This is a genomic window from Xanthomonas sontii (assembly GCF_040529055.1).
Classification (GTDB): Bacteria; Pseudomonadota; Gammaproteobacteria; order Xanthomonadales; family Xanthomonadaceae; genus Xanthomonas_A; species Xanthomonas_A sontii.
The window spans coordinates 779,157-798,552 of sequence record NZ_CP132342.1; the positions used below are offsets into that span (position 1 = coordinate 779,157).

19 protein-coding genes are annotated in these 19,396 nt (G+C 69.1%); 9 read left to right on the forward strand and 10 right to left on the reverse strand.

The features are described 5' to 3' along the window. Window positions 1-5: 5 nt before the first annotated feature. Window positions 6-413, reverse strand: coding sequence for a hypothetical protein (locus tag RAB70_RS03285; RefSeq protein ID WP_148827836.1), 408 nt, complete (start codon window positions 411-413; stop codon window positions 6-8). On the opposite strand from RAB70_RS03285, the gene RAB70_RS03290 reads away from it, so the two are divergent. Then, window positions 400-1,485: a PA0069 family radical SAM protein gene (locus RAB70_RS03290; RefSeq protein WP_148827835.1), complete on the forward strand. Its 1,086-nt coding sequence runs from the start codon at window positions 400-402 to the stop codon at window positions 1,483-1,485. The two genes, RAB70_RS03285 and RAB70_RS03290, sit on opposite strands and share 14 nt — an antisense overlap. Window positions 1,486-1,644: 159 nt before the next feature. On the opposite strand, the gene RAB70_RS03295 is transcribed toward RAB70_RS03290, so the two are convergent. The 6 genes from RAB70_RS03295 to RAB70_RS03320 all read right to left on the reverse strand — a co-directional run bounded on the left by RAB70_RS03295 (window position 1,645) and on the right by RAB70_RS03320 (window position 6,721). Further along, entirely contained in the window at window positions 1,645-2,352 is a 708-nt protein-coding gene (locus RAB70_RS03295; protein WP_017911286.1) for a 2OG-Fe(II) oxygenase, read from the reverse strand. Window positions 2,353-2,436: 84 nt separating this feature from the next. Continuing rightward, on the reverse strand, window positions 2,437-3,048 hold the full coding sequence (locus RAB70_RS03300; protein WP_017910083.1) for a flavodoxin family protein: 612 nt from the start codon (window positions 3,046-3,048) through the stop codon (window positions 2,437-2,439). A 169-nt stretch (window positions 3,049-3,217) separates the two neighbouring features. Further along, on the reverse strand, window positions 3,218-3,490 hold the full coding sequence (locus RAB70_RS03305; RefSeq protein WP_017910082.1) for a hypothetical protein: 273 nt from the start codon (window positions 3,488-3,490) through the stop codon (window positions 3,218-3,220). A 188-nt stretch (window positions 3,491-3,678) separates the two neighbouring features. Continuing rightward, window positions 3,679-4,071: a hypothetical protein gene (locus tag RAB70_RS03310; protein WP_148827834.1), complete on the reverse strand. Its 393-nt coding sequence runs from the start codon at window positions 4,069-4,071 to the stop codon at window positions 3,679-3,681. Between the two features lie 261 nt (window positions 4,072-4,332). Then, window positions 4,333-5,349: a class 1 fructose-bisphosphatase gene (locus RAB70_RS03315; RefSeq protein ID WP_148827833.1), complete on the reverse strand. Its 1,017-nt coding sequence runs from the start codon at window positions 5,347-5,349 to the stop codon at window positions 4,333-4,335. Between the two features lie 169 nt (window positions 5,350-5,518). Next, window positions 5,519-6,721, reverse strand: a complete 1,203-nt coding sequence (locus RAB70_RS03320; protein WP_026143214.1) for an amino acid aminotransferase — start codon at window positions 6,719-6,721, stop codon at window positions 5,519-5,521. 130 nt (window positions 6,722-6,851) lie between these two features. Here RAB70_RS03320 and RAB70_RS03325 point away from each other — a divergent pair, with 130 nt between their 5' ends. From RAB70_RS03325 to RAB70_RS03335, 3 genes are all read left to right on the forward strand, one after another. After that, complete coding sequence (locus RAB70_RS03325) at window positions 6,852-8,978, forward strand: TonB-dependent receptor (protein ID WP_192578904.1); 2,127 nt, start codon at window positions 6,852-6,854, stop codon at window positions 8,976-8,978. Between the two features lie 83 nt (window positions 8,979-9,061). After that, complete coding sequence (locus tag RAB70_RS03330; RefSeq protein WP_265531044.1) at window positions 9,062-10,006, forward strand: IS481 family transposase; 945 nt, start codon at window positions 9,062-9,064, stop codon at window positions 10,004-10,006. Window positions 10,007-10,447: 441 nt separating this feature from the next. Next, complete coding sequence (locus tag RAB70_RS03335) at window positions 10,448-10,867, forward strand: hypothetical protein (protein WP_017910076.1); 420 nt, start codon at window positions 10,448-10,450, stop codon at window positions 10,865-10,867. A 99-nt stretch (window positions 10,868-10,966) separates the two neighbouring features. On the opposite strand, the gene RAB70_RS03340 is transcribed toward RAB70_RS03335, so the two are convergent. Both RAB70_RS03340 and RAB70_RS03345 read right to left on the reverse strand, forming a co-directional pair. Then, the gene (locus RAB70_RS03340; protein WP_148828228.1) at window positions 10,967-11,731 is read right to left on the reverse strand and encodes an SDR family oxidoreductase; all 765 of its coding nucleotides are present in this window, start codon (window positions 11,729-11,731) and stop codon (window positions 10,967-10,969) included. Window positions 11,732-12,072: 341 nt separating this feature from the next. After that, a complete protein-coding gene (locus RAB70_RS03345; RefSeq protein ID WP_148828229.1) occupies window positions 12,073-13,971 on the reverse strand; it encodes a sigma-54-dependent Fis family transcriptional regulator in 1,899 nt (632 codons plus the stop codon). A 243-nt stretch (window positions 13,972-14,214) separates the two neighbouring features. Between RAB70_RS03345 and adh the strand changes: the two genes are divergently transcribed. The 3 genes from adh to RAB70_RS03360 all read left to right on the forward strand — a co-directional run bounded on the left by adh (window position 14,215) and on the right by RAB70_RS03360 (window position 17,294). Beyond that, window positions 14,215-15,744 (forward strand): aldehyde dehydrogenase, encoded by a 1,530-nt coding sequence (gene adh, locus RAB70_RS03350; protein ID WP_148828230.1) that lies wholly within the window; start codon window positions 14,215-14,217, stop codon window positions 15,742-15,744. A 126-nt stretch (window positions 15,745-15,870) separates the two neighbouring features. Continuing rightward, window positions 15,871-16,899, forward strand: coding sequence for an alcohol dehydrogenase AdhP (gene adhP, locus RAB70_RS03355; RefSeq protein WP_148828231.1), 1,029 nt, complete (start codon window positions 15,871-15,873; stop codon window positions 16,897-16,899). After that, a complete protein-coding gene (locus RAB70_RS03360) occupies window positions 16,899-17,294 on the forward strand; it encodes a DUF779 domain-containing protein (RefSeq protein ID WP_017910071.1) in 396 nt (131 codons plus the stop codon). Before adhP ends, RAB70_RS03360 begins: the two co-directional genes overlap by 1 nt. Window positions 17,295-17,522: 228 nt before the next feature. On the opposite strand, the gene RAB70_RS03365 is transcribed toward RAB70_RS03360, so the two are convergent. After that, window positions 17,523-17,825 (reverse strand): hypothetical protein, encoded by a 303-nt coding sequence (locus tag RAB70_RS03365; RefSeq protein WP_170268176.1) that lies wholly within the window; start codon window positions 17,823-17,825, stop codon window positions 17,523-17,525. 158 nt (window positions 17,826-17,983) lie between these two features. Between RAB70_RS03365 and RAB70_RS03370 the strand changes: the two genes are divergently transcribed. Together RAB70_RS03370 and RAB70_RS03375 are read left to right on the forward strand one after the other, a co-directional pair. Beyond that, entirely contained in the window at window positions 17,984-18,379 is a 396-nt protein-coding gene (locus RAB70_RS03370) for a hypothetical protein (RefSeq protein WP_017911809.1), read from the forward strand. Continuing rightward, the gene (locus RAB70_RS03375) at window positions 18,379-19,362 is read left to right on the forward strand and encodes a Ku protein (RefSeq protein ID WP_148828233.1); all 984 of its coding nucleotides are present in this window, start codon (window positions 18,379-18,381) and stop codon (window positions 19,360-19,362) included. Before RAB70_RS03370 ends, RAB70_RS03375 begins: the two co-directional genes overlap by 1 nt. Window positions 19,363-19,396: the final 34 nt, after the last annotated feature.

Here is a 19,396-nt window from a genome sequence, read left to right on the forward strand (position 1 = left end):
GGATTCTAGAGGGTGGCGCGGAGGTTGCGGCGAAAGCGATGCAGGCCCGGCACCACGGCGACCGCCCGGATCGCGTGGGTTTGCTGTCTGGCGCGCTGGCAGCCATCCGCTCTGCGACCCTGCGCTGCACTGCGGGTGCATGACAGCAGGCGTTCGCGGCAACCGAGTGACGCCAAGGCGACGGCGTTCGCGGGCGCCCGCGACGAGGCCCCGGTTCGGCGAATGGCAGCGTCATCGCCGAAGAGCGACAGGCCGCCGGCCCGCCGTGGAACGTCGATCTGCTGCGCCGCCGTGCGCAACGGGCGGAGGCGAGCCACGCTGACTGCGTGGCCTGAAAGATTCAGCGCCGCCGTCGGTGCCGTCGCATCCGCCGAGACGGTCGGCGCGTAGCCTATGCCGATGAGCACCGCCATCAAGGGCCGCGGCGCCGGCAGCCATTTGCCGGGCCGCTTCGAACGGACCGTCAGCCAGGCCGAGGACGACGGCTGGCACCCCGACGACAGCGAGGAATTCGCCGCCCCGCGCCTGCGCACCCAGGTGAGCGAGGAGACCGCGCGCAGCATCATCAGCCGCAACCAGTCGCCGGACGTGGGGTTCGCGCAGTCGGTGAACCCGTACCGCGGCTGCGAGCACGGCTGCAGCTACTGCTTCGCCCGCCCCAGCCACGCCTATCTGAACCTGTCGCCGGGGCTGGACTTCGAGACGCGGCTGTTCGCCAAGACCAATGCCCCGGAGCTGCTGCGCCGGGAGCTGGCCAAGCCCGGCTACGTGCCCAGCCCGATCGCGCTGGGCATCAACACCGACGCCTACCAGCCGATCGAGCGCAAGCTACAGCTGACCCGGCGCCTGATCGAGGTCTTCGCCGAGACTCGCCACCCGTTCTCGCTGATCACCAAGAACGCGCTGGTCGAGCGCGACCTGGACCTGCTGGCGCCGCTGGCCCGCGACAACCTGGTCAGCGTGCACTTCTCGGTGACCTCGCTGGACCCGCGGCTGTCGGCCAAGCTGGAGCCGCGCGCCTCGGCGCCGCACGCGCGGCTGCGGGCGATGCGTAGCTTGCATGAGGCCGGCGTGCCGGTCGGGGTGATGGTGGCGCCGGTGATCCCGTGGATCAACGATCACGCCCTCGAAGCGGTGCTGGAGGCGGCCCGCGAGGCCGGCGCCGAGTCCGCCGGCTACGTGCTGCTGCGCCTGCCGCACGAAGTGGCGCCGCTGTTCCGCGATTGGCTGCAGGCGCACCACCCCGATCGCGCCGCGCACGTGATGAGCACGGTGCAGCAACTGCGCGGCGGCAAGGACTACGACAGCACCTTCGGCAAGCGCATGCGCGGCGAAGGGGTCTACGCCGACCTGCTGGCGCGGCGCTTCGCCCTGGCGCACAAGCGCCTGGGCTATGCCGAGTCCCCGCGCCGCCGCCTGGACTGCAGCCACTTCGTCAAACCGTTGCCGCCGCGCCCGCCGTCGCCGCAGGGCGTGTTGTTTTGAGCGGGGATTGGGGATTGGGGATTCGTAATGGGGCAGGGATTCGGAATTCGGGATTGGGGATTAGCAAGAGCGGCGCGTCGCGGCGGCCCGACGCAGCCACTGCAATTCAGCCACCAAGAAAGCAGCTTTTACCAATCCCCATTCCCTATTCCCCATTCCCTATTCCCTGCCGTAAAGCGCCTGGGCCGACTGGAACAGGATCCAGCTCGTCGCGATGAACTTGTCGCCGCGCTGCGGGCGGTTGCCGCGGTGGGTGTGGGTGAAGGCGGTCGGGGCGATCAGCAGGCTGCCGGCGCGCGGGACGATCTTGCGCTGCTGGAACAGGAACTCGGTCTCGCCCTCGTCGAAATCGTCGTTGAGGTACAGGGTCCACAGCAGGTGCCGGTGCAGGGTCTCGGCACTCGGATCGCGCGGGTACAGTTCGCAGTGCCAGTACGGGTAGCCGCCCTCGCCCGCTTCGTACCACTGCAGGTTGATCGCGCCCGGGCGCAGGCAGGTGCGCGCCAGGTTGGACAGCGCGGCGTCGTCGAGCAGGGCGAAGTCGTCGGCGCCGAGCCGGTGCGGCTGGCCGTCGGCGCCGGGCACCTGCAGCATCAGCGGCGAGATCAGGGTCTGCGGGTACTTGCGCAGGTAGCCGAGTAGCCCGCCGAACACGGCCTGCTGCAGCCGCTGTTCTACGTCGCGCCACGGTTCCAGGCCGCTGATGCGCAGGTCGCGGCTGCGCTTGAGCTCGGGGAACACGCCGCTGCCGACCTCGCCGGGCCGCAACTGGGTGCTGCCGCGCAGGCGGCGCAGGATGGCGGCGCAGTCCTCGCGGGACATGGCGCCATCGAACACTTCGATGAAATCGGGATGCAGGTCGGACATCGCGCGACCTTACCAGCGATTTCGCAGGGTTGCAGCCGCAGCGCAGCGGCTCCGTGCCACTGGCGCTCGGACGCGGCGGAACGCTCAGGCCAGCGGCGGCGGGTACGGATTGGCCTTGAGCAGGCGCGCCAGGTGCGCGGCGTTGCTGGCGGCGGTCTTGATGGTGTCGGCCAGCACCTTCGGCGTCTGCTTCAGGTCCTGGTAGTCGGTGCTGCCCATCGCCTCGCCGACCCAGTACGGCGGGCTGCCGGCGGCGACGCTGAAACCGAAGTCGGTGAGCCCTTGGTAGAGATCGGCACTGACCTTGTGCGCGCCATCCTCGTTGCCCACCACCGCGACCATGGCCACGCGGTTGAAGGTCGGATAGACGCCGTCGTCGCCGATTTCGCCGAGGAACGCATCCATGCGCTCCAGCACGCGCTGCGCCAGGCTCGAGGGATGACCGACCCAGATCGGCGTGGCCAGCACGACGATGTCTGCGTCCAGCACGCGCTGGCGCAGCTGCGGCCAGGCATCGCCGTCGCCTTCGTCGGCACGTACGCCGGGGCGCACGTCGAAGTCGGCCACACGCGCCGAATCGCCCTGCACGCCATGCGCGGCCAGTGCCTGCAGGATCTGATCCAGCAGGCGTTGGGTGGACGAGGGCGCAGTGCCGCGCTTGAGCGAGCAGTTCAGGCCGAAGGCGCGCAGGGACATGGTCCGACTCCGTCAGTAAAACGCCACTGTGGATCGGGCGCGATGGGCCTGACGTCGCGATGGCGTGCAAGGGTCGTGAGCGCTGCGGCACCGCAAACGTGCACCGAGCGCGGTCTGCCGCCGCGATCGCCCATCGCGCACCGAACAGGCGTGCGGGCGTTGTCGGTGGCTAGGAGCGCTTGGATGACCCGGGCGTGCCGCGGATCGCGATGCCCAGCAGCGCCAGCCACACCGCCAGCGCCAGCAGGGTCGGCAGCTCGAAGCGGCTGGAGTTGTACAGGGTGAAGCTGCGGGCGGCGAAGAACAGCAGCGTCCACAGCGCCAGGTTGACCAGCACGATCCGCCGCCGCCAGCGGTGGCGGGTGAACAGCGCGATGACGGTGGGCATCAGCGCGACCGGTGCGGTGGCGAAGAAGAACAACACGACGAGGGTCTGGTTCATGGGGTTCCTCCCGCCCGGGACGACCAGGTGCACGCAACGAACGCCGGCGATCAACGCGCTCTGCTGTCGCCGGACGCCGCTACCCTACCGCAGTCGAGCCATCGTGCAGTGTCCGCCGGCCTGATCCGTTCGATTTCCATCCGAGTCGTTCGCCACTGCCGGCGCAACGCGGAGCGCATGCGGCCGTGCTAGAAATAGCCGCCCTGCGCTTCCTGCCAGATTCGGTAACCCTCGAGTTCTTCCTCGGTTACCGAGGACTGCTGGACAAAATGAAGATCCCAGCCAGCGAAAGAGGCTCTGGAGATCGGGAGGTGGCCCATGCCCAAGGGTTCATCATCGTGTCGATTGTCCCCAGCGAGATATAGGGTGGACGTGTCGACCGCTTTGGGCGGCACTGGGTAGACGTTGCTGTAGACGCGCACATGTACGCCATCCGCGTCCAGCTTGAGGATCTTGAGCAATACGTAGCCACCCTCCTGCCGACTGGTCGCGTAGAGGCCTCCCTCCCGCCACGAGTCGGCTGCCGCCGGGGAAGCGGCGGCAAATAGTGCTAGCAGGGCGGCAAGCCATCGTTTGAGCATGTTAGGTCTCCTGACACCTGAGTGGCTGCAATGTGCGCTGCGTGGCAGCGTGCACGCAGCGACTGGCTAGCCCAGCGTCTCACAGATCTGGAGGAATCGATTGGCATCGACGCCGCCGATCCGCTCGCTCCTCGCCTGAAGTACCACGGCGTCACCTCGCATCAGGCAAAACGCCTATGCGATGCCTTGCGCGGCAGACAGCGGCCGGATGAGAGCGAAGACGGGGCAACGTCCTGCCCGCGCCACCGACCGCGGCGCCGCTCAGCCATTTGCCGCGTCGTGCTCCAGGTGATACCGCACCGCCTCGGCCACTTCGTTCTTCGAGCCCAGGAACACCGGCACGCGCTGGTGCAGTTGCTCCGGTTGCAGGCCGAGGATGCGTGCGCGGCCGGTGCTGGCGGCGCCGCCGGCCTGCTCCACCAGCATGCCCATCGGGTTGGCTTCGTACATCAGCCGCAGCTTGCCGGCCTTGCCCGGGTCCTTCTTGTCCCAGGGATAGATGAAGATGCCGCCGCGGGTGAGGATGCGGTGCACGTCGGCGACCATGCTGGCGATCCAGCGCATGTTGAAGTTCTTGCCGCGCACGCCCTCGCTGCCGGCCAGCAGGTCGGCCACGTACTGCTGCATCGGCGCTTCCCAATGGCGCTGGTTGGACATGTTGATCGCGAACTCGGCGGTGTCCTCGGGGATGCGCATGTCGGCCTGGGTCAGCAGGAAGCTGCCTTCCTCGCGCTCCAGGGTGAAGGCGTGGGTGCCGTGGCCCAGGGTCAGCACCAGCATCGTGCTGGGGCCGTAGATGCAGTAGCCGGCGGCGACCTGCGCGGTGCCCGGCTGCAGGAAGTGCTCGTCGCCGGGCTTGTCGGTGCCTGGGGGCGCGCGCAGCACCGAGAAGATGGTGCCGACCGAGACGTTGACGTCGATATTGGAGCTGCCGTCCAGCGGATCGAACAGCAGCAGGAAATCGCCGCTGGGGTATTTGTCGGGCACCGGCTGGCAGTGGTCCATCTCTTCGGAGGCGCAGGCGGCGAGGTGGCCGCCCCAGGCGTTGGCTTCGAGCAGGATGTCGTTGCTGAGCACGTCCAGCTTCTTCTGCGCTTCGCCCTGCACGTTGCCGGTGCCGGCATCGCCGAGCACGCCGCCGAGGGCGCCCTTGCTGACCGCGATGGAGATGCGCTTGCAGGCGCGGGACACGATCGTGATGAGCTGGCGCAGCTCCGGGCCGATACGCCCGGCATGCTGTTCTTCGATCAGGAAGCGGGTCAGCGACGTTCGCGACATGGGCAGGACGGCCTTGCGTGAGAAGGGGGCCGCCATTGTCGCGGGTTGCGCCGCAGATTTCGATCAACGGTGTTCCGCGACCATGCCGGCGCGGGCCGACACGGCCCCCATGCAGGCACAAAAAAGCCGGAAGCGCAGGCGCTTCCGGCTCGGTGCGGGACCGCAGGGCTCAGCCCTTGTGCACGGTCGCCACGGCCTGGGTCACGTAGTCCAGGTTCTTCTGGCTCAGCGCGGCCACGCAGATGCGGCCGGTGCCGACCGCGTAGATGCCGAACTCCTCGCGCAGCCGGTCCACCTGCGCCTTGCTCAGGCCCGAGTAGGAGAACATGCCGGCCTGCTGCTGGATGAAGCCGAACTCCGGCGCGCCGAGGGCGGCCAGCTTCTGCACCATGCCGGCGCGCAGGGCGTGGATGCGCTCGCGCATCTCGGTCAGTTCCTGCTCCCACATCGCGCGCAGTTCCGGGCTGTTGAGCACCCCGGCGACCAGCGCGGCGCCGTGCGTGGACGGGCTGGAGTAGATGGTGCGGATGATGCGCTTGACCTGCGACTGCACCGCCTTGCTCTCGGCAGCATTCGCCGAGACCACCGACAGCGCGCCGACGCGCTCGCCGTACAGCGAGAACGACTTGGAGTAGGAACTGGCGACCACGTAGTTGTCGATGCCGACCTCGGCCAGCAGGCGCACCGCGTAGGCGTCGGCGTCGATGCCCTTGTCGAAGCCCTGGTAGGCGATGTCCACGAACGGGAACAGGTTGCGTTCCTTCAGCAGCTCGGCCACGGTGCGCCACTGCGCCTGGCTCAGGTCGGCGCCGGTCGGGTTGTGGCAGCACGCGTGCAGCAGCACCACGCTGCCGGGGGCGAGCTGGCGCAGGTCGGCGAGCATGCCGTCGAAATTCAGGCCGTGGCTGGCCGGATCGAAATAGGTGTACTCGACCACGTCGAAGCCGGCGGCACCGAACACGGCGCGGTGGTTCTCCCAGCTCGGGTTGCTGATGGCGATGGTCGAGGTGGACAGCAGCTTCTTCAGCAGGTCCGCGCCCACGCGCAGCGCACCGCTGCCGCCGACGGTCTGCGAGGTGGCGACGCGGCCGGCGGCCAGCAGCGGCGACTCGGCGCCGAACAGCAGTTTCTGCGTGGCCAGGTCGTAGGCGGGCAGGCCGTCGATCGGCAGGTAGCCGCGCGGCCTGGCGTCCTGCGCCAGCTGCTGCTCGATCTGCTGCACCGCGCGCAGCAGCGGGATGCGGCCGTTTTCGTCGTAGTAGATGCCCACGCCCAGGTTGACCTTGGTCGGGCGGGAGTCGGCGTTGTAGGCCTCGGTCAGGCCCAGGATCGGGTCGCCTGGGACCTGTTCCACGTTTGCAAAGAAGGACACGGCGGTACTCGTTCGGTGGCGGAGGTGGGGGCCGGAAGGACCGGAGCCGGCGCGGTCAAACACCTCATCCTAACAAACGCTGCCGCGCTTGGCCGGGTGCGGCCGGGCGGCAGTTGGGCGATGATGGGCCATGTCATCTTCCCTGCCCTCCGCCCTGCTCTGCGGGGCCTGCGCCCTGGCGCTGTCGCCCCTGGTCCACGCCGCTCCCGGCGAGGATCCGGCCACCACCTTGCCAGTGCTCCAGGTCCAGGCCGCCCGCGTCGGCGGCGTGGCCGATTTCGACCTGCCGGCGTCGCTGACCACGACCGGCCTGGGCGACAGCGACCGCCTCGGCATACAGGCGTCCGAGGCGCTGGTCGGGGTGCCCGGCCTGCTCGCGCGCGATCGCCAGAACTATGCGCAGGACACCCAGCTGTCGATCCGCGGCTTCGGCGCGCGCTCGGCGTTCGGCGTACGCGGCGTTCGCCTGCTGCTGGACGGCATCCCGGCGACGATGCCGGACGGCCAGGGCCAGCTATCCAACTTCAACCTGTTCGGCAGCGAGCGCGTCGAGGTGCTGCGCGGGCCGTTCTCGGCGCTGTACGGCAACTCTTCCGGCGGCGTGGTGCAGCTGTGGAGCGCCGACGGCCAGCCGGACGATCCGTGGCGGCTGCGCAGTGCGATCGGCAGCCACGGCACCGCCGCCCTCAGCGCGCAGGCGCTGGGGCAGCAGGGGGACGTCCACTACAACCTGGCGGCCACCCATTTCAGCACCGACGGTTACCGCGACCACAGCCACGCCCAGCGCACCACCTTCAACGCCAAGATCGGCATCGACCTGGCGCCCGGGCGGCGCCTGGACCTGCTGCTCAACGCGCTGGAGGCGCCCGATGCGCAGGATCCGCTGGGCCTGAGCCGCGCTCAGGTCGCCGCCGACCCGCGCCAGGCCACCGCCGCCGCCGGCCAGTTCGACACCCGCAAGTCCACCCGCCAGGTGCAGGCCGGCGCGATCTTCACCCAGCAGGTGGACCAGCAGACCTGGCGGCTGATGGGCTACGCCGGGCGCCGCGACGTCACCCAATACCTCTCGGTCCCGGTGGGCGCGCAGAGCAACCCGCTCAATGCCGGCGGTGTGATCGACCTGGACGGCGACTATGGCGGCCTCGACGCGCGCTGGGCCTGGCAGGGCGAACTGGGCGGCCGCCCGTTCCAGTTCACCGTCGGCACCAATGCCGACCGCCAGCAACAGCACCGCACCGGCTACGAGAACTTCGTCGGCAGCACGCTCGGGGTGAAGGGCCGGCTGCGCCGCGACCAGCAGGACCGGGTGGAGAACGTGGACCAGTTCGCCCAGGCCTGGTGGCAGTTCGCCGAGCGCTGGTCGCTGCTGGCCGGGCTGCGCCACAGCCAGGTGCGTTTCCGCTCGAACGACGCCTACATCGTCGGCCGCAATCCCGACGACAGCGGCCGCACCGACTATGCCGCGACCACGCCGGTGGCCGGGCTGGTGTTCCGCGTCACCGACGACCTGCGGCTCTACGCCTCGGCCGGGCGCGGGTTCGAGACCCCGACCTTCAACGAGCTGGGCTACCGCCGCGACGGCGGCGCCGGCCTGGCGCTGGACCTGGACGCCGCGCGCAGCCAGAACCTGGAACTGGGCGCGAAGTGGCGCAACGCCGCCGGCGCCCGTTGGGACGCGGCGCTGTTCCGCGCCACCACCGAGGACGAGCTGGCGGTGGCCAGCAACACCAACGGCCGCAGCACCTACCGCAACATCGGCCGCACCCGCCGCCAGGGCGCCGAGACCAGCCTGACCCTGCCGCTGGGCGCCAGCGCGCAACTGCAGGTGGCCTACACCTGGCTGCAGGCGACGGTGCGCCAGGCCTACCTGACCTGCGCCAGCAGCGGCTGCGCGACGCCGACGGCGGTGGTGGCCGCCGGCACGCGCCTGCCCGGCGTGCCGCAGCAGCAACTGTTCGCGCGCTGGCAGTGGCAGCCGCGCGCCTGGCAATTCGCGGTGGAGGGCGTGGCCGCCGGCGACACCGTGGTCAACGACCTGGCCAGCGAGGCCGCGCCCGGCTACGCCCTGCTCAACCTGGAAGCGGCGCGGCGCTGGACCACCGCGCACGGCACCCTGCGCACCTTCGCGCGCATCGACAACGCGTTCGATCGCCGCTACATCGGCTCGGTCATCGTCAACGACGGCAACGGGCGTTACTACGAGCCGGGCCCCGACCGCAGCTACACGGTCGGCTTGCAGTGGGACTTGCCGCACTAGCTGTGATCTCTCAGTAGGTTGTTCATCCGGGGCATCTCTGGAAGATGGGGGTTACCAAGCCAACCCAGCCCCAGGAGCCCCGGATGAACCTGCATAAACATGCCCGTTTGAGCCCTCGCGGTCGAGCCCTGCTGGTGGATCGCATCCTTGTTCATGGGCTGCGCGTGGAAGAAGCGGCGCATGCGGCCGGTGTGAGCGTCCGAACGGCCTACAAATGGCTCAAGCGCTTCAAGGAAGAGGGGGCGCAAGGGCTGAGCGACCGCACCTCCCGGCCTCACGACTGCCCCCATGCCACGCCTCGGGGCGTGGTGGATCAGGTCATCGCGCTGCGCCGTTCACGCCACACGTATCGGCAGATCGCCGAGCAGCTGCCTGTGGCGCCGAGCACCATCGCCCGGTTGCTGCGCCGCGCCGGCCTGCACCGGCTGGCCGAGCTGGAACCGGCGCTGCCGGACAATCGCTATGAATACGCCCAACCCGGCCAACTGCTGCATCTGGACATCAAGAAGCTGGCCCGTTTCCGCCAGCCCGGCCACCGCGTGACCGATGATCGGACGGTCACCTCCCGTGGCATTGGCTGGGAGTACGTCCACCTAGCCATCGACGATCACTCGCGCGTGGCCTTCGGCACCATCGAGCCCGATGAGCGCGGTTTCAGTGCCTGCAGGGCCCTGATGCAGGCGGTTCGCTACTACCGCAGCCTGGGCGTGCGCTTGGAGCGCGTGTTGACCGACAACGGCGCCTGCTACAAATCACGCCGCTTTCGACGCCTTGTCCGACGGCTCGGCCTGCGCCATCTGCGAACCCGACCCTACACGCCACGCACCAATGGCAAGGCCGAGCGGCTGGTGCAGACCAGCCTGCGAGAATGGGCTTATGCGCGCTCCTATATCGACTCCACGCAACGCGCCAACGCCTTCTCGGGCTGGCTGCATCATTACAACTGGCATCGACCACACGCCAGCCTCGGCTACAAACCGCCCATCTCCCGAATTCCACTGAACAACGTGGTGGGTTTACACAACTAGCCGCGAACGCCTGCCGGTCTGGCTAGGCTTTCGCTCGCGGCTGCGTGGCGAGGCGGCTGCGCACCTGCTTGGTTCTGGCGACCACTCGGCGATGGCCTGCCGCAGCTGTTCGCCGATGACGGTCGATGCGTTCATCAGCATCTGCACCTGTCGAACGACAGCAAGTGCGAGGCGCAGATGCAGCGCGAGGCGAACGCGATAGCGGCACTGCGGAAGAAGGCGTCTGGCAGCCGCGTATGAATCAGCGGAGGCGATGCCGCGCCTGGCATGAGCGAACGCCAGGTGCCGCGCGTCTACGCGCTGCGCCGCGCCTGCAAGTCGTCTACCAAACGCACTGCACCTGTCTACGCGAACCGGCGGCGGACGCTGGCGGCGTTCTTCGCGGCGGCGCTAGCGTAATGCCACCCCCGCATACCGCCACGCCTCTCCAGGAGACGCACCATGAGCACATCCGACGACAGCCGCGACAACGCCGGCACCAAGAGCAAACCCGCGTTGGCCGAAGGCGTCAGCGCCACGCCGTACCAAGGCACCTTCACGGTGGTCAATTGCACCGGCCAGACGATCAACAACGTCAGCGTCAAGCACACCTGCGGCAACTACATGGATCCGGCCGCTTCGGCGTCGCTGCCGCCGGGCGGCACGATCGCCTCCGTGCCGCTGCGGGCGCAGACCGGCTCCAACGACTACTGGAACCTGTCGTTCCAGATGAGCGACGGCAGCTCGCGTAGCCGCAACAGCAAGCAATGCAACTACGTGCAGAGCGATGCGCCGGGGACCTGCATCATCGCGCTGTACGCCAGCAGCTTCAGTGTGCTGACGCCGGTCAGCTCACCGTGCATGAACAACAGCTACGACTGAGCGATCGCATGCCCGGCCGCTGCTGTCGCGACGTCGGCAGCGGCAGGGCATTGCCCGCGGTGGCGAGCGTGCGCGGCGACATCGCGACCGCCGTCCGCGTCAACTGCGCATGATCGATACCCCGCCGTCGACCAGCATCGCGCTGCCGGTCACGAACGCGGCTTCGTCCGAGGCCAGGAACAGCGCGGCCCGTGCCAGTTCGTCCGGCTGCGCCAGGCGTTTGAGCGCATGCAACTGCGCGACCTGCGCCAGCGCTTCCGGCGTGCCGTTCATCGCCTCCGCCATCGGCGTGTGCGTGCCGCCCGGCAGCAAGGCGTTGACCCGGATCGCCTGCGGTCCGAACTCCGCTGCCAGCGCCTGGGTCAGGCCGATCAGGCCGGCCTTGCTGGCGGCATAGGCGGCGGTGCACGGGAAGCCGACGGTGTGGCCGACGAAGGTCGAGGTGAAGATCAGCGACCCGCCGCCGCGTGCCAGCATCGCCGGAATCTGATGCTTGGCGCCGAAGAATGCGCCGCTGAGATTGGTATCGAGCGCGTCGCGCCAGGCCTGCGCCTGCAGTTGCGTGGTCGGCACCAGCGTGCCCAGGGTGCCGGCGTTGTTGAAGCCGATGTCCAGCCCGCCGAAGCGCGTGTTCGCCAGCGCCACCAACGCCTGCGCATAGGCCTCCTCGCGGACGTCGCCGGCCAGCCACGCGGCCTGGCCGCCGGCGTCCTCGATCTCCGCGGCGAGCGTCTGCAGCAGCGCACCGCGGCGCGCGCCCAGTACTACGCAGGCGCCTTCCCGCGCGAACAGGTGCGCGGCGGCGTGGCCGATGCCGGAACTGGCGCCGGTAATGAGCGCGATCTTGCCGTGCAAGCGTTGCATGTGAAGCTCCATGGTTACGAAGGAGCCTGGAGCATCGCCGGCAGCACCGCGCGCTGCTCGCCGTGTTCGGACGCGGCAGTCGTGGGCGATGTGTTCGGTCAGAAAGAGGTCATGGATGCGAGAGCGGTTTCCAACCGACGAGGGGTCTGTGGGAGGGCTGTCGCGGCGAAAGGGCGCTCCAGCCACGCGCGTTGCTGCGGTTCGGTGGAAACCGCGCTGCGCTGTAGGAGCAGCGTCAGCCGCGACTGACATGACCGATAACGCCGTGTCGCGGCTGCAGCCGCTCCTACGAGACGTGCGACGTCGACGACCGCGCAAGGCGCAGCCGGCGATATGCCGCCTCAGTGCGTCCCCAACTGCAGCCGTCGGTACAGCGTGCTGCGGCTGATGCCGAGCCGGCGTGCGGCCTGCGAGACGTTGCCGTTGCAGGCATCCAGGGCCTGGCGCATGGCGCCGAGCGCGAGACTGTCGAGGTCGGCATCGGGCAACGGCATCGCGGTGCCGCCGTTGCTGCCCTGCTCTCCCGCGCGCACGCCGGGCAGATAGGCCGGCAATGCATCGGCATCGACCAGCGCATCCGCTTCGCTCAACGCCACCAGGGTGCGCAGGCACGCCACCAGCTGGCGCAGATTGCCCGGCCACGCGTAGGCGCTCAGCGTCGCCAGGGCCGCCTCGGTCAGGCGCCTGCCCTGGCCAAGCCGTGTCCACAGCTCGGCGACGAGCGCGCGTCGGTCCGGATGCGCACGCAGTGCCGGAATCTGCACGCAGTGGTGGGCGATGCGGTAGTACAGATCGGGCCGGAAGCGCTGCTCGGCCATCGCCGCGTCCAGGTCGCGGTGGGTGGCGCAGACCAGCGCGAAATCCAGCTTCACCGGCTTGCCGCCGCCCAGCGGCAGCAACTCGCGTTCCTGCAGCACGCGCAGCAGCCGCGGCTGCAAGGCCAGCGGCATGTCGCCGATCTCGTCCAAGAACAGCACGCCGCCGTCGGCCTGGCGCAGCAGGCCCGGGTTGCCGTGCTTGCGCGCGCCGGTGAAGGCGCCATCCTCGTAGCCGAACAGTTCCGCTTCGATCAGCCCTTCCGGCAGCGCCGCGCAGTTGACCGCCACGAACGGGCGCCCGGCGCGGGCGCTGCGCCGATGCAATTCGCGCGCGAACACTTCCTTGCCGGTGCCGGTCTCGCCCTGCACCAGCACCGGCAGTTGCGCATCGAGCACGCGCCGCGCGCGTTCCAGCGCCAGTTCCTGCGCCGCGTCGAACAGCGGCGCGTCGGACGCCGCCGCCGCCGAAGGCCGCGACGACGCGGTCACGGTGATCGGCGCCTGCTGCGGGCGTCGCCGCGGACGGTCGTCGGCCGGGCTGTCGATGCGTCCGTGCAGCGCCCGCCCCTGCAGGTCGAACACGCTGCCCTGCTGGCGCAGCCGCGACAGCGGCTCTTCGAACAGCGCTTCGTAGGGCGCGCGGCCGAGTTCGTGGCGCTCCAGCCCGAACAGCCGCAACCCGGCCTGGTTGGCCGCCACCAGGCGGCCGTTGCGGAACGCCAGCAGCGCTTCGCGCGCCGTGCCGAGCAGCGCCGGGTCGTGGTGCACGCGCAGCAGTTCGCAGCCGGGGATGCCGTCGTCGAAGTAGCGGTGCTCGATGTTGGCCACCGCCATCCGCGCCAGTGCCAGCGCATGCATGTGCTGCACGCTGGCGTCGCCGGAGATGTCGAGCACGCCGGCCAGGGTGCCGTACGGATCGAAGATCGGCACCGCCGCGCAACTGAGGATCTGGTGCGGGGCGAAATAGTGCTCGCCGCCACGCACTTCCACCGAACGGCTTTCGACGATGGCGGTGCCGATGGCGTTGGTGCCGACCTGGGGTTCGCTCCAGCATGCGCCGGGCATCAGCGCCACCCTGCCCGCCTTGTCGAGGAAGCGCGGGCTGCCTTCGGCGTCGAGGATCCAGCCGGCCTCGTCGGTGAGCAGCACGATGCTGCCGGTGGCCGCGGCGTCGCCGGCCAGGCCTTCCAGTTCGGCGCGTGCCAGCCGCCACAGCCGCTCGTGCGCCTCGCGCAGGGCGCGCAGGCGCGAGGCTTCCAGTGGTTCGATCGCGGGCTTCGCGTCCGCGGCCAGGCCCAGGCGCTGGCAGCGCTGCCACGACTGCAGGATGGTGTCGGGCACCTGCCCGACCGGCGCGCCGCCGCGTTCGAAGAAGGCCCGCCGGGCCTGGCCGAGTTGGTGTTGCGAGGGGTGCTGCGCCATGTCCGGCTCCGCTGTCGCAGATTGCGACACCTGGTGATACGGGTGTTCCGATAAACAGCACATCCGCCGACGCAGCGCAATCGACAGACGTGACGCGACGCAGCAAAACCGCAGGGGGTGCGTCGGTGTGTCGCGGTGCGACCGCGTGACGCGGCGCAGCACGCAAAACCTGGCATCGGACTTGCGCACATGCCGCTACCGGACGGCCCCGCCCGTCCTTTCCGACCGCCGAAGGAGAACATCATGAACGCCGTCAGCACCGCCAAGCCGCATGCCACCGATCCACAGTCCATCTTCAAGTCGCGCTACGGCAACTTCATCGGCGGCAAGTGGGTGGAGCCGAAGAGCGGGCAGTACTTCGACAACAGCACGCCGATCACCGGCAAGGTGTTCACTTCGGTGGCGCGCTCCAACGCCGAGGACATCGAGGCGGCGCTGGACGCCGCGCACGCCGCCAAGGACGCCTGGGGCAAGAGCTCCAGCACCGAGCGCAGCAACGTGCTGCTGAAGATCGCCGACCGTATCGAGCAGAACCTGGAACTGCTGGCCTATGCCGAGACCTGGGACAACGGCAAGCCGGTGCGCGAGACGCTCAACGCCGACGTGCCGCTGTGCGTGGACCACTTCCGCTACTTCGCCGGCGCGGTGCGCGCCCAGGAAGGCGGCATCTCCGAGATCGATCACGACACCATCGCCTACCACTTCCACGAACCGCTCGGCGTGGTCGGCCAGATCATCCCGTGGAACTTCCCGCTGTTGATGGCGTGCTGGAAGCTGGCGCCGGCGCTGGCCGCGGGCAACTGCGTGGTGATGAAGCCGGCCGAGCAGACCCCGGCCTCGATCCTGGTGCTGATGGAGGTGATCGGCGATCTGCTGCCGCCGGGCGTGCTCAACGTGGTCAACGGCTTCGGCCTGGAAGCGGGCAAGCCGCTGGCCAGCAACCCGCGCATCGCCAAGATCGCCTTCACCGGCGAGACCACCACCGGCCGGCTGATCATGCAGTACGCCAGCCAAAACCTGATCCCGGTGACGCTGGAGCTGGGCGGCAAGTCGCCCAACATCTTCTTCGCCGACGTGATGGCCGAGGACGACGACTTCCTCGACAAGGCGGTGGAAGGCTTCGTGCTGTTCGCCTTCAATCAGGGCGAGGTGTGCACCTGCCCGTCGCGCGCGCTGATCCAGGAATCGATCTACGAGCGCTTCATGGAGAAGGTGCTCAAGCGGGTGGCGGCGATCAAGCAGGGCAATCCGCTCGATCCCAATACCATGGTCGGCGCGCAGGCCTCCAGCGAGCAGTTGGAGAAGATCCTGTCCTACATCGACATCGGCAAGCAGGAAGGCGCCGAGGTGCTGATCGGCGGCGAACGCAACGCGCTGGATGGCGAGCTGGCCGGCGGCTTCTACGTCAAGCCGACGGTGTTCAAGGGGCATAACAAGATGCGCGTGTTCCAGGAGGAGATCTTCGGCCCGGTGGTGTCGGTGACCACCTTCAAGGACGAGGCGGACGCGCTGGCGATCGCCAACGACACGCTGTATGGCCTGGGTGCCGGCGTGTGGAGCCGCGATGCCGCGCGGCTGTACCGCATGGGCCGCGCGATCCAGGCCGGGCGGGTGTGGACCAACTGCTACCACGCCTATCCGGCGCATGCCGCGTTCGGCGGCTACAAGCAGTCGGGCATCGGCCGCGAGAACCACAAGATGATGCTCGACCACTACCAGCAGACCAAGAACCTGCTGGTCAGCTACTCGCCGAAGGCGTTGGGCTTCTTCTGACCCGCCGGGCAGGGCGGCGGCACGCTGCCGGCGTGCCGTCGTCCGCCTGCGAACTGATCTGGATCAAGGCACTCCGTCGCCGGTCGCGCGATGGTGACAGGACCCGTTTTTCTCAGGAGCGTTGCGATGGACAAGACGATGAAAGCCGCCGTGGTGCGTGAGTTCGGCAAGCCATTGGTGATCGAGGAAGTGACAGTGCCGCGGCCGCAGGCCGGCGACATCCTGGTCAAGATCGAAGCCTGCGGCGTGTGCCATACCGACCTGCATGCGGCCGAGGGCGACTGGCCGGTGAAGCCGAACCCGCCGTTCATCCCCGGCCACGAGGGCGTGGGCCATGTGGTGGCAGTCGGCGCCGGCGTGGACCACGTCAGGGAAGGCGATCGCGTCGGCATTCCGTGGCTGTACTCGGCCTGCGGCCATTGCGAGCATTGCCTGGGAGGCTGGGAAACCCTGTGCGAGGCGCAGCAGAACACCGGCTACTCGGTCAACGGCGGCTTCGCCGAATATGCCCTGGCCAATGCCAACTACGTCGGCCACCTGCCGAAGAACATCGGCTTCGTCGAGGTCGCGCCGATCCTGTGCGCCGGCGTCACCGTGTACAAGGGCCTGAAGGTCACCGACACCAAGCCCGGCAACTGGGTGGTGATCTCCGGCATCGGCGGTCTCGGCCACATGGCCGTGCAGTACGCCAAGGCGATGGGCCTGAACGTGGCCGCGGTCGACGTGGACGACGCCAAGCTGGCGCTGGCCACGCGCCTGGGCGCGACGGTGACGGTGAACGCGCGCACCACCGATCCGGTGGCGTACCTAAAGAAGGAAATCGGTGGCGCGCACGGTGCGCTGGTCACCGCGGTGTCGCCGAAGGCGTTCGAGCAGGCCATCGGCATGGTCCGCCGCGGCGGCACCGTCTCGCTCAACGGGTTGCCGCCGGGCCAGTTCCCGCTGGACATCTTCGGCATGGTGCTCAACGGCGTGACCGTGCGCGGCTCGATCGTCGGCACGCGCCTGGACCTGCAGGAATCGCTGGAATTCGCCGAGCAGGGCAAGGTCGCCGCGACCGTGGCCACCGACACCCTGGACAACGTCAACGACGTGTTCGCGCGCATGCACGCCGGCAAGATCGAAGGCCGCATCGTGCTGGACATGGCCGCCTGATGGACGCGTCCGCGCCCGCTGACGCGCTGCCGCCGCAGGTGCTGGCGACGCTGCCGGCCCTGCAGCTGATCGCCAAGCTGCGGGCGCGGCACGGCGCGCTGCTGTTCCATCAGTCGGGCGGCTGCTGCGATGGTTCCTCGCCGATGTGCTACCCGCAGGACGACTTCATCGTCGGCGACCGCGACGTGCTGCTGGGCGAGATCGGGCAGGCGCCGTTCTACATCAGCCCGTCGCAGTTCGCCTACTGGAAGCACACCCAGCTGATCATCGACGTCGTGCCCGGGCGTGGCGGCATGTTTTCCCTGGAGAACGGCGAGGGCGTGCGCTTCCTGGTGCGCTCGCGGCTGTTCAGCGACAGCGAGTACGCCGCGCTGGAGGCGGCGGGGAAGGTGTAGTGGCGGAAGGCACGCGGTGAAGCGCGTTTCTCTGCACCGTGTTTCCGATCGTGTCGATGGAAGCGCTGCCCTCCGCCCCTCCTTGTGGGAGGGACTTCAGTCCCGACTGCAGTGCAGTCGGACGCGCCGATGATGTCGCTCATCGCGGCTGATGTTGCAGTCGAGATTTTTGAGGTGCCCTGAAGTCACTCCCACACCGATGCTGGTAGGACGCCAGACTTCGATGCGCTACGACGCCTTCGGCGCCTTCGCCGGCACGAACGGCGACACCGGATCGCTGGCGGGGAAGGTCTCTTCCAGGGCTTCGTCCTGGTTGGCGTCGGCATGCCGTCCGTGCGCGGTGTCCGGCGTGGAGTGCGCCGGCGTGTCCTGCGGGGCAGGGCGGTTCTCGCCGGTGCGCGGTTCGTGTTCGACGATGGTCTCGGGGCGGTCGCCGGCGCCGCGGTCTTCGCGGTCCTGCGTCTGGCGCTTGCCGCGCTGTTCGCCGGGAATGGGCGCGGCCTGACGCAACGGATCGGTAGGCGTGGACATGTCCGGTTCCTCCAGGGAATGGCGGAGGTCCAGTTCACCGCCGGCGCGGTGAAGCCATTGCGAATCGCGCATCCTCCACGGATCGGTCACGGGTCGCTAACGGCCGCAGCGCTACTGCTGCGCGTCCCCCCGCCGCCGTTGCCGCCCGGAGCCCTGCCATGCGCCCCAGCGACCGCCCCGACCCGCTGCTGTTCAACGCCCATCTGGATCCCTTGCCGAGCGCTTCGCCGCCGCGCCGCCGTGGTGCGGCACCGCGCCCGCACGACGCACCGGACTACCGCCGCTACAGCCTGGCCGACTACCGCCAGCGCCGCGCCCGCCACCGCACGCCGTGGCGCGACCTGTGCCCGGCCTATGCCTTCGCCCTGCAGACCCATGCCCGCGGCTGGCCGCGCGGAGCGGGTGCCGAGACCGAAGACGAACTGGCCGCGCACTGGGATCTGATGCGTGGCGACTCGCGGCTGGACTGGACCCAGGCGCGGCAGGTGATCGAGGATGCCTGGCAGGCGCTGGATCATCTGCCGGCGCAGGCCGCCGGCGTGGAGCCGCACTGATGCCGCGCCCGATCTGGACCGGCACGCTGTCCTTCGGCCTGCTCAACGTGCCGGTGTCGCTGATGTCCGGCGAACGTCGGATCGACCTGCACTTCCGCATGCTCGATGCGCGCGACAAGCGCCCGATCCGCTTCGAGCGGGTCAACGCCGACACCGGCGAGGAAGTGCCGTGGAAGGACATCGTCAAGGCCTACGAGTACAGCAAGGGCAACTACGTGGTGGTCGAGCAGCAGGACATCGCCTCGGCCGCACCGGAAAGCCACGAGACGGTGGAAGTGGAGGCCTTCGTCGACGCCGCCGAGATCGACCTGCGCTATTTCGAGAAACCCTACGTGCTGGTGCCGGGCAAAAAGGCCGAGAAGGGCTACGTGTTGCTGCGCGAGACCCTGCGCAACACCGGTAAGGTCGGCATCGCGCGGGTGGTGATCCGCACCCGCGAGTATCTGTCGGCGGTGATGCCGCTGCAGGATGCGCTGGTGCTGATCCTGCTGCGCTACCCGCAGGAACTGGTCGACCTGGACGACTACACCCTGCCCAGCGGCAAGGCCGCCGACTACCGGATCAGCGCCAAGGAAACCGAGATGGCGGCGCAACTGATCGACTCGATGTCCGGGCGCTGGGACCCCGACGCCTACCACGACGAATTCCGCGAGCGGCTGCATGCGGTGATCCAGAAGCGGATCAAGGCGCAGGAGGGCACCACCCAGGTCGACGAGGATGCCGAGGCGCCGCAGCGCGAGGACGCCACCACCAACGTGGTCGACTTCATGTCGCTGCTGCAGAAGAGCCTGGAGGCCAAGAAGCGCACGCCGGCCAGACAGGACGAGCGCGTGCCGGTACGCAAGACCGCGGCGAAGAAGAGCGACAAGCCGGCCAAGAGCGCGGCCGGCAAGGCCAAGAAGGCGACGCGCGCCAAACCGGCGGCGGCCAAGAAGGCCAAGCCGGCTGCGCGCAAGGCCCCGGCACGACGCAAGGCCGGCTAGGGCAGGTCGGTCGCGGCGGTGCCAGGGCTGCCGC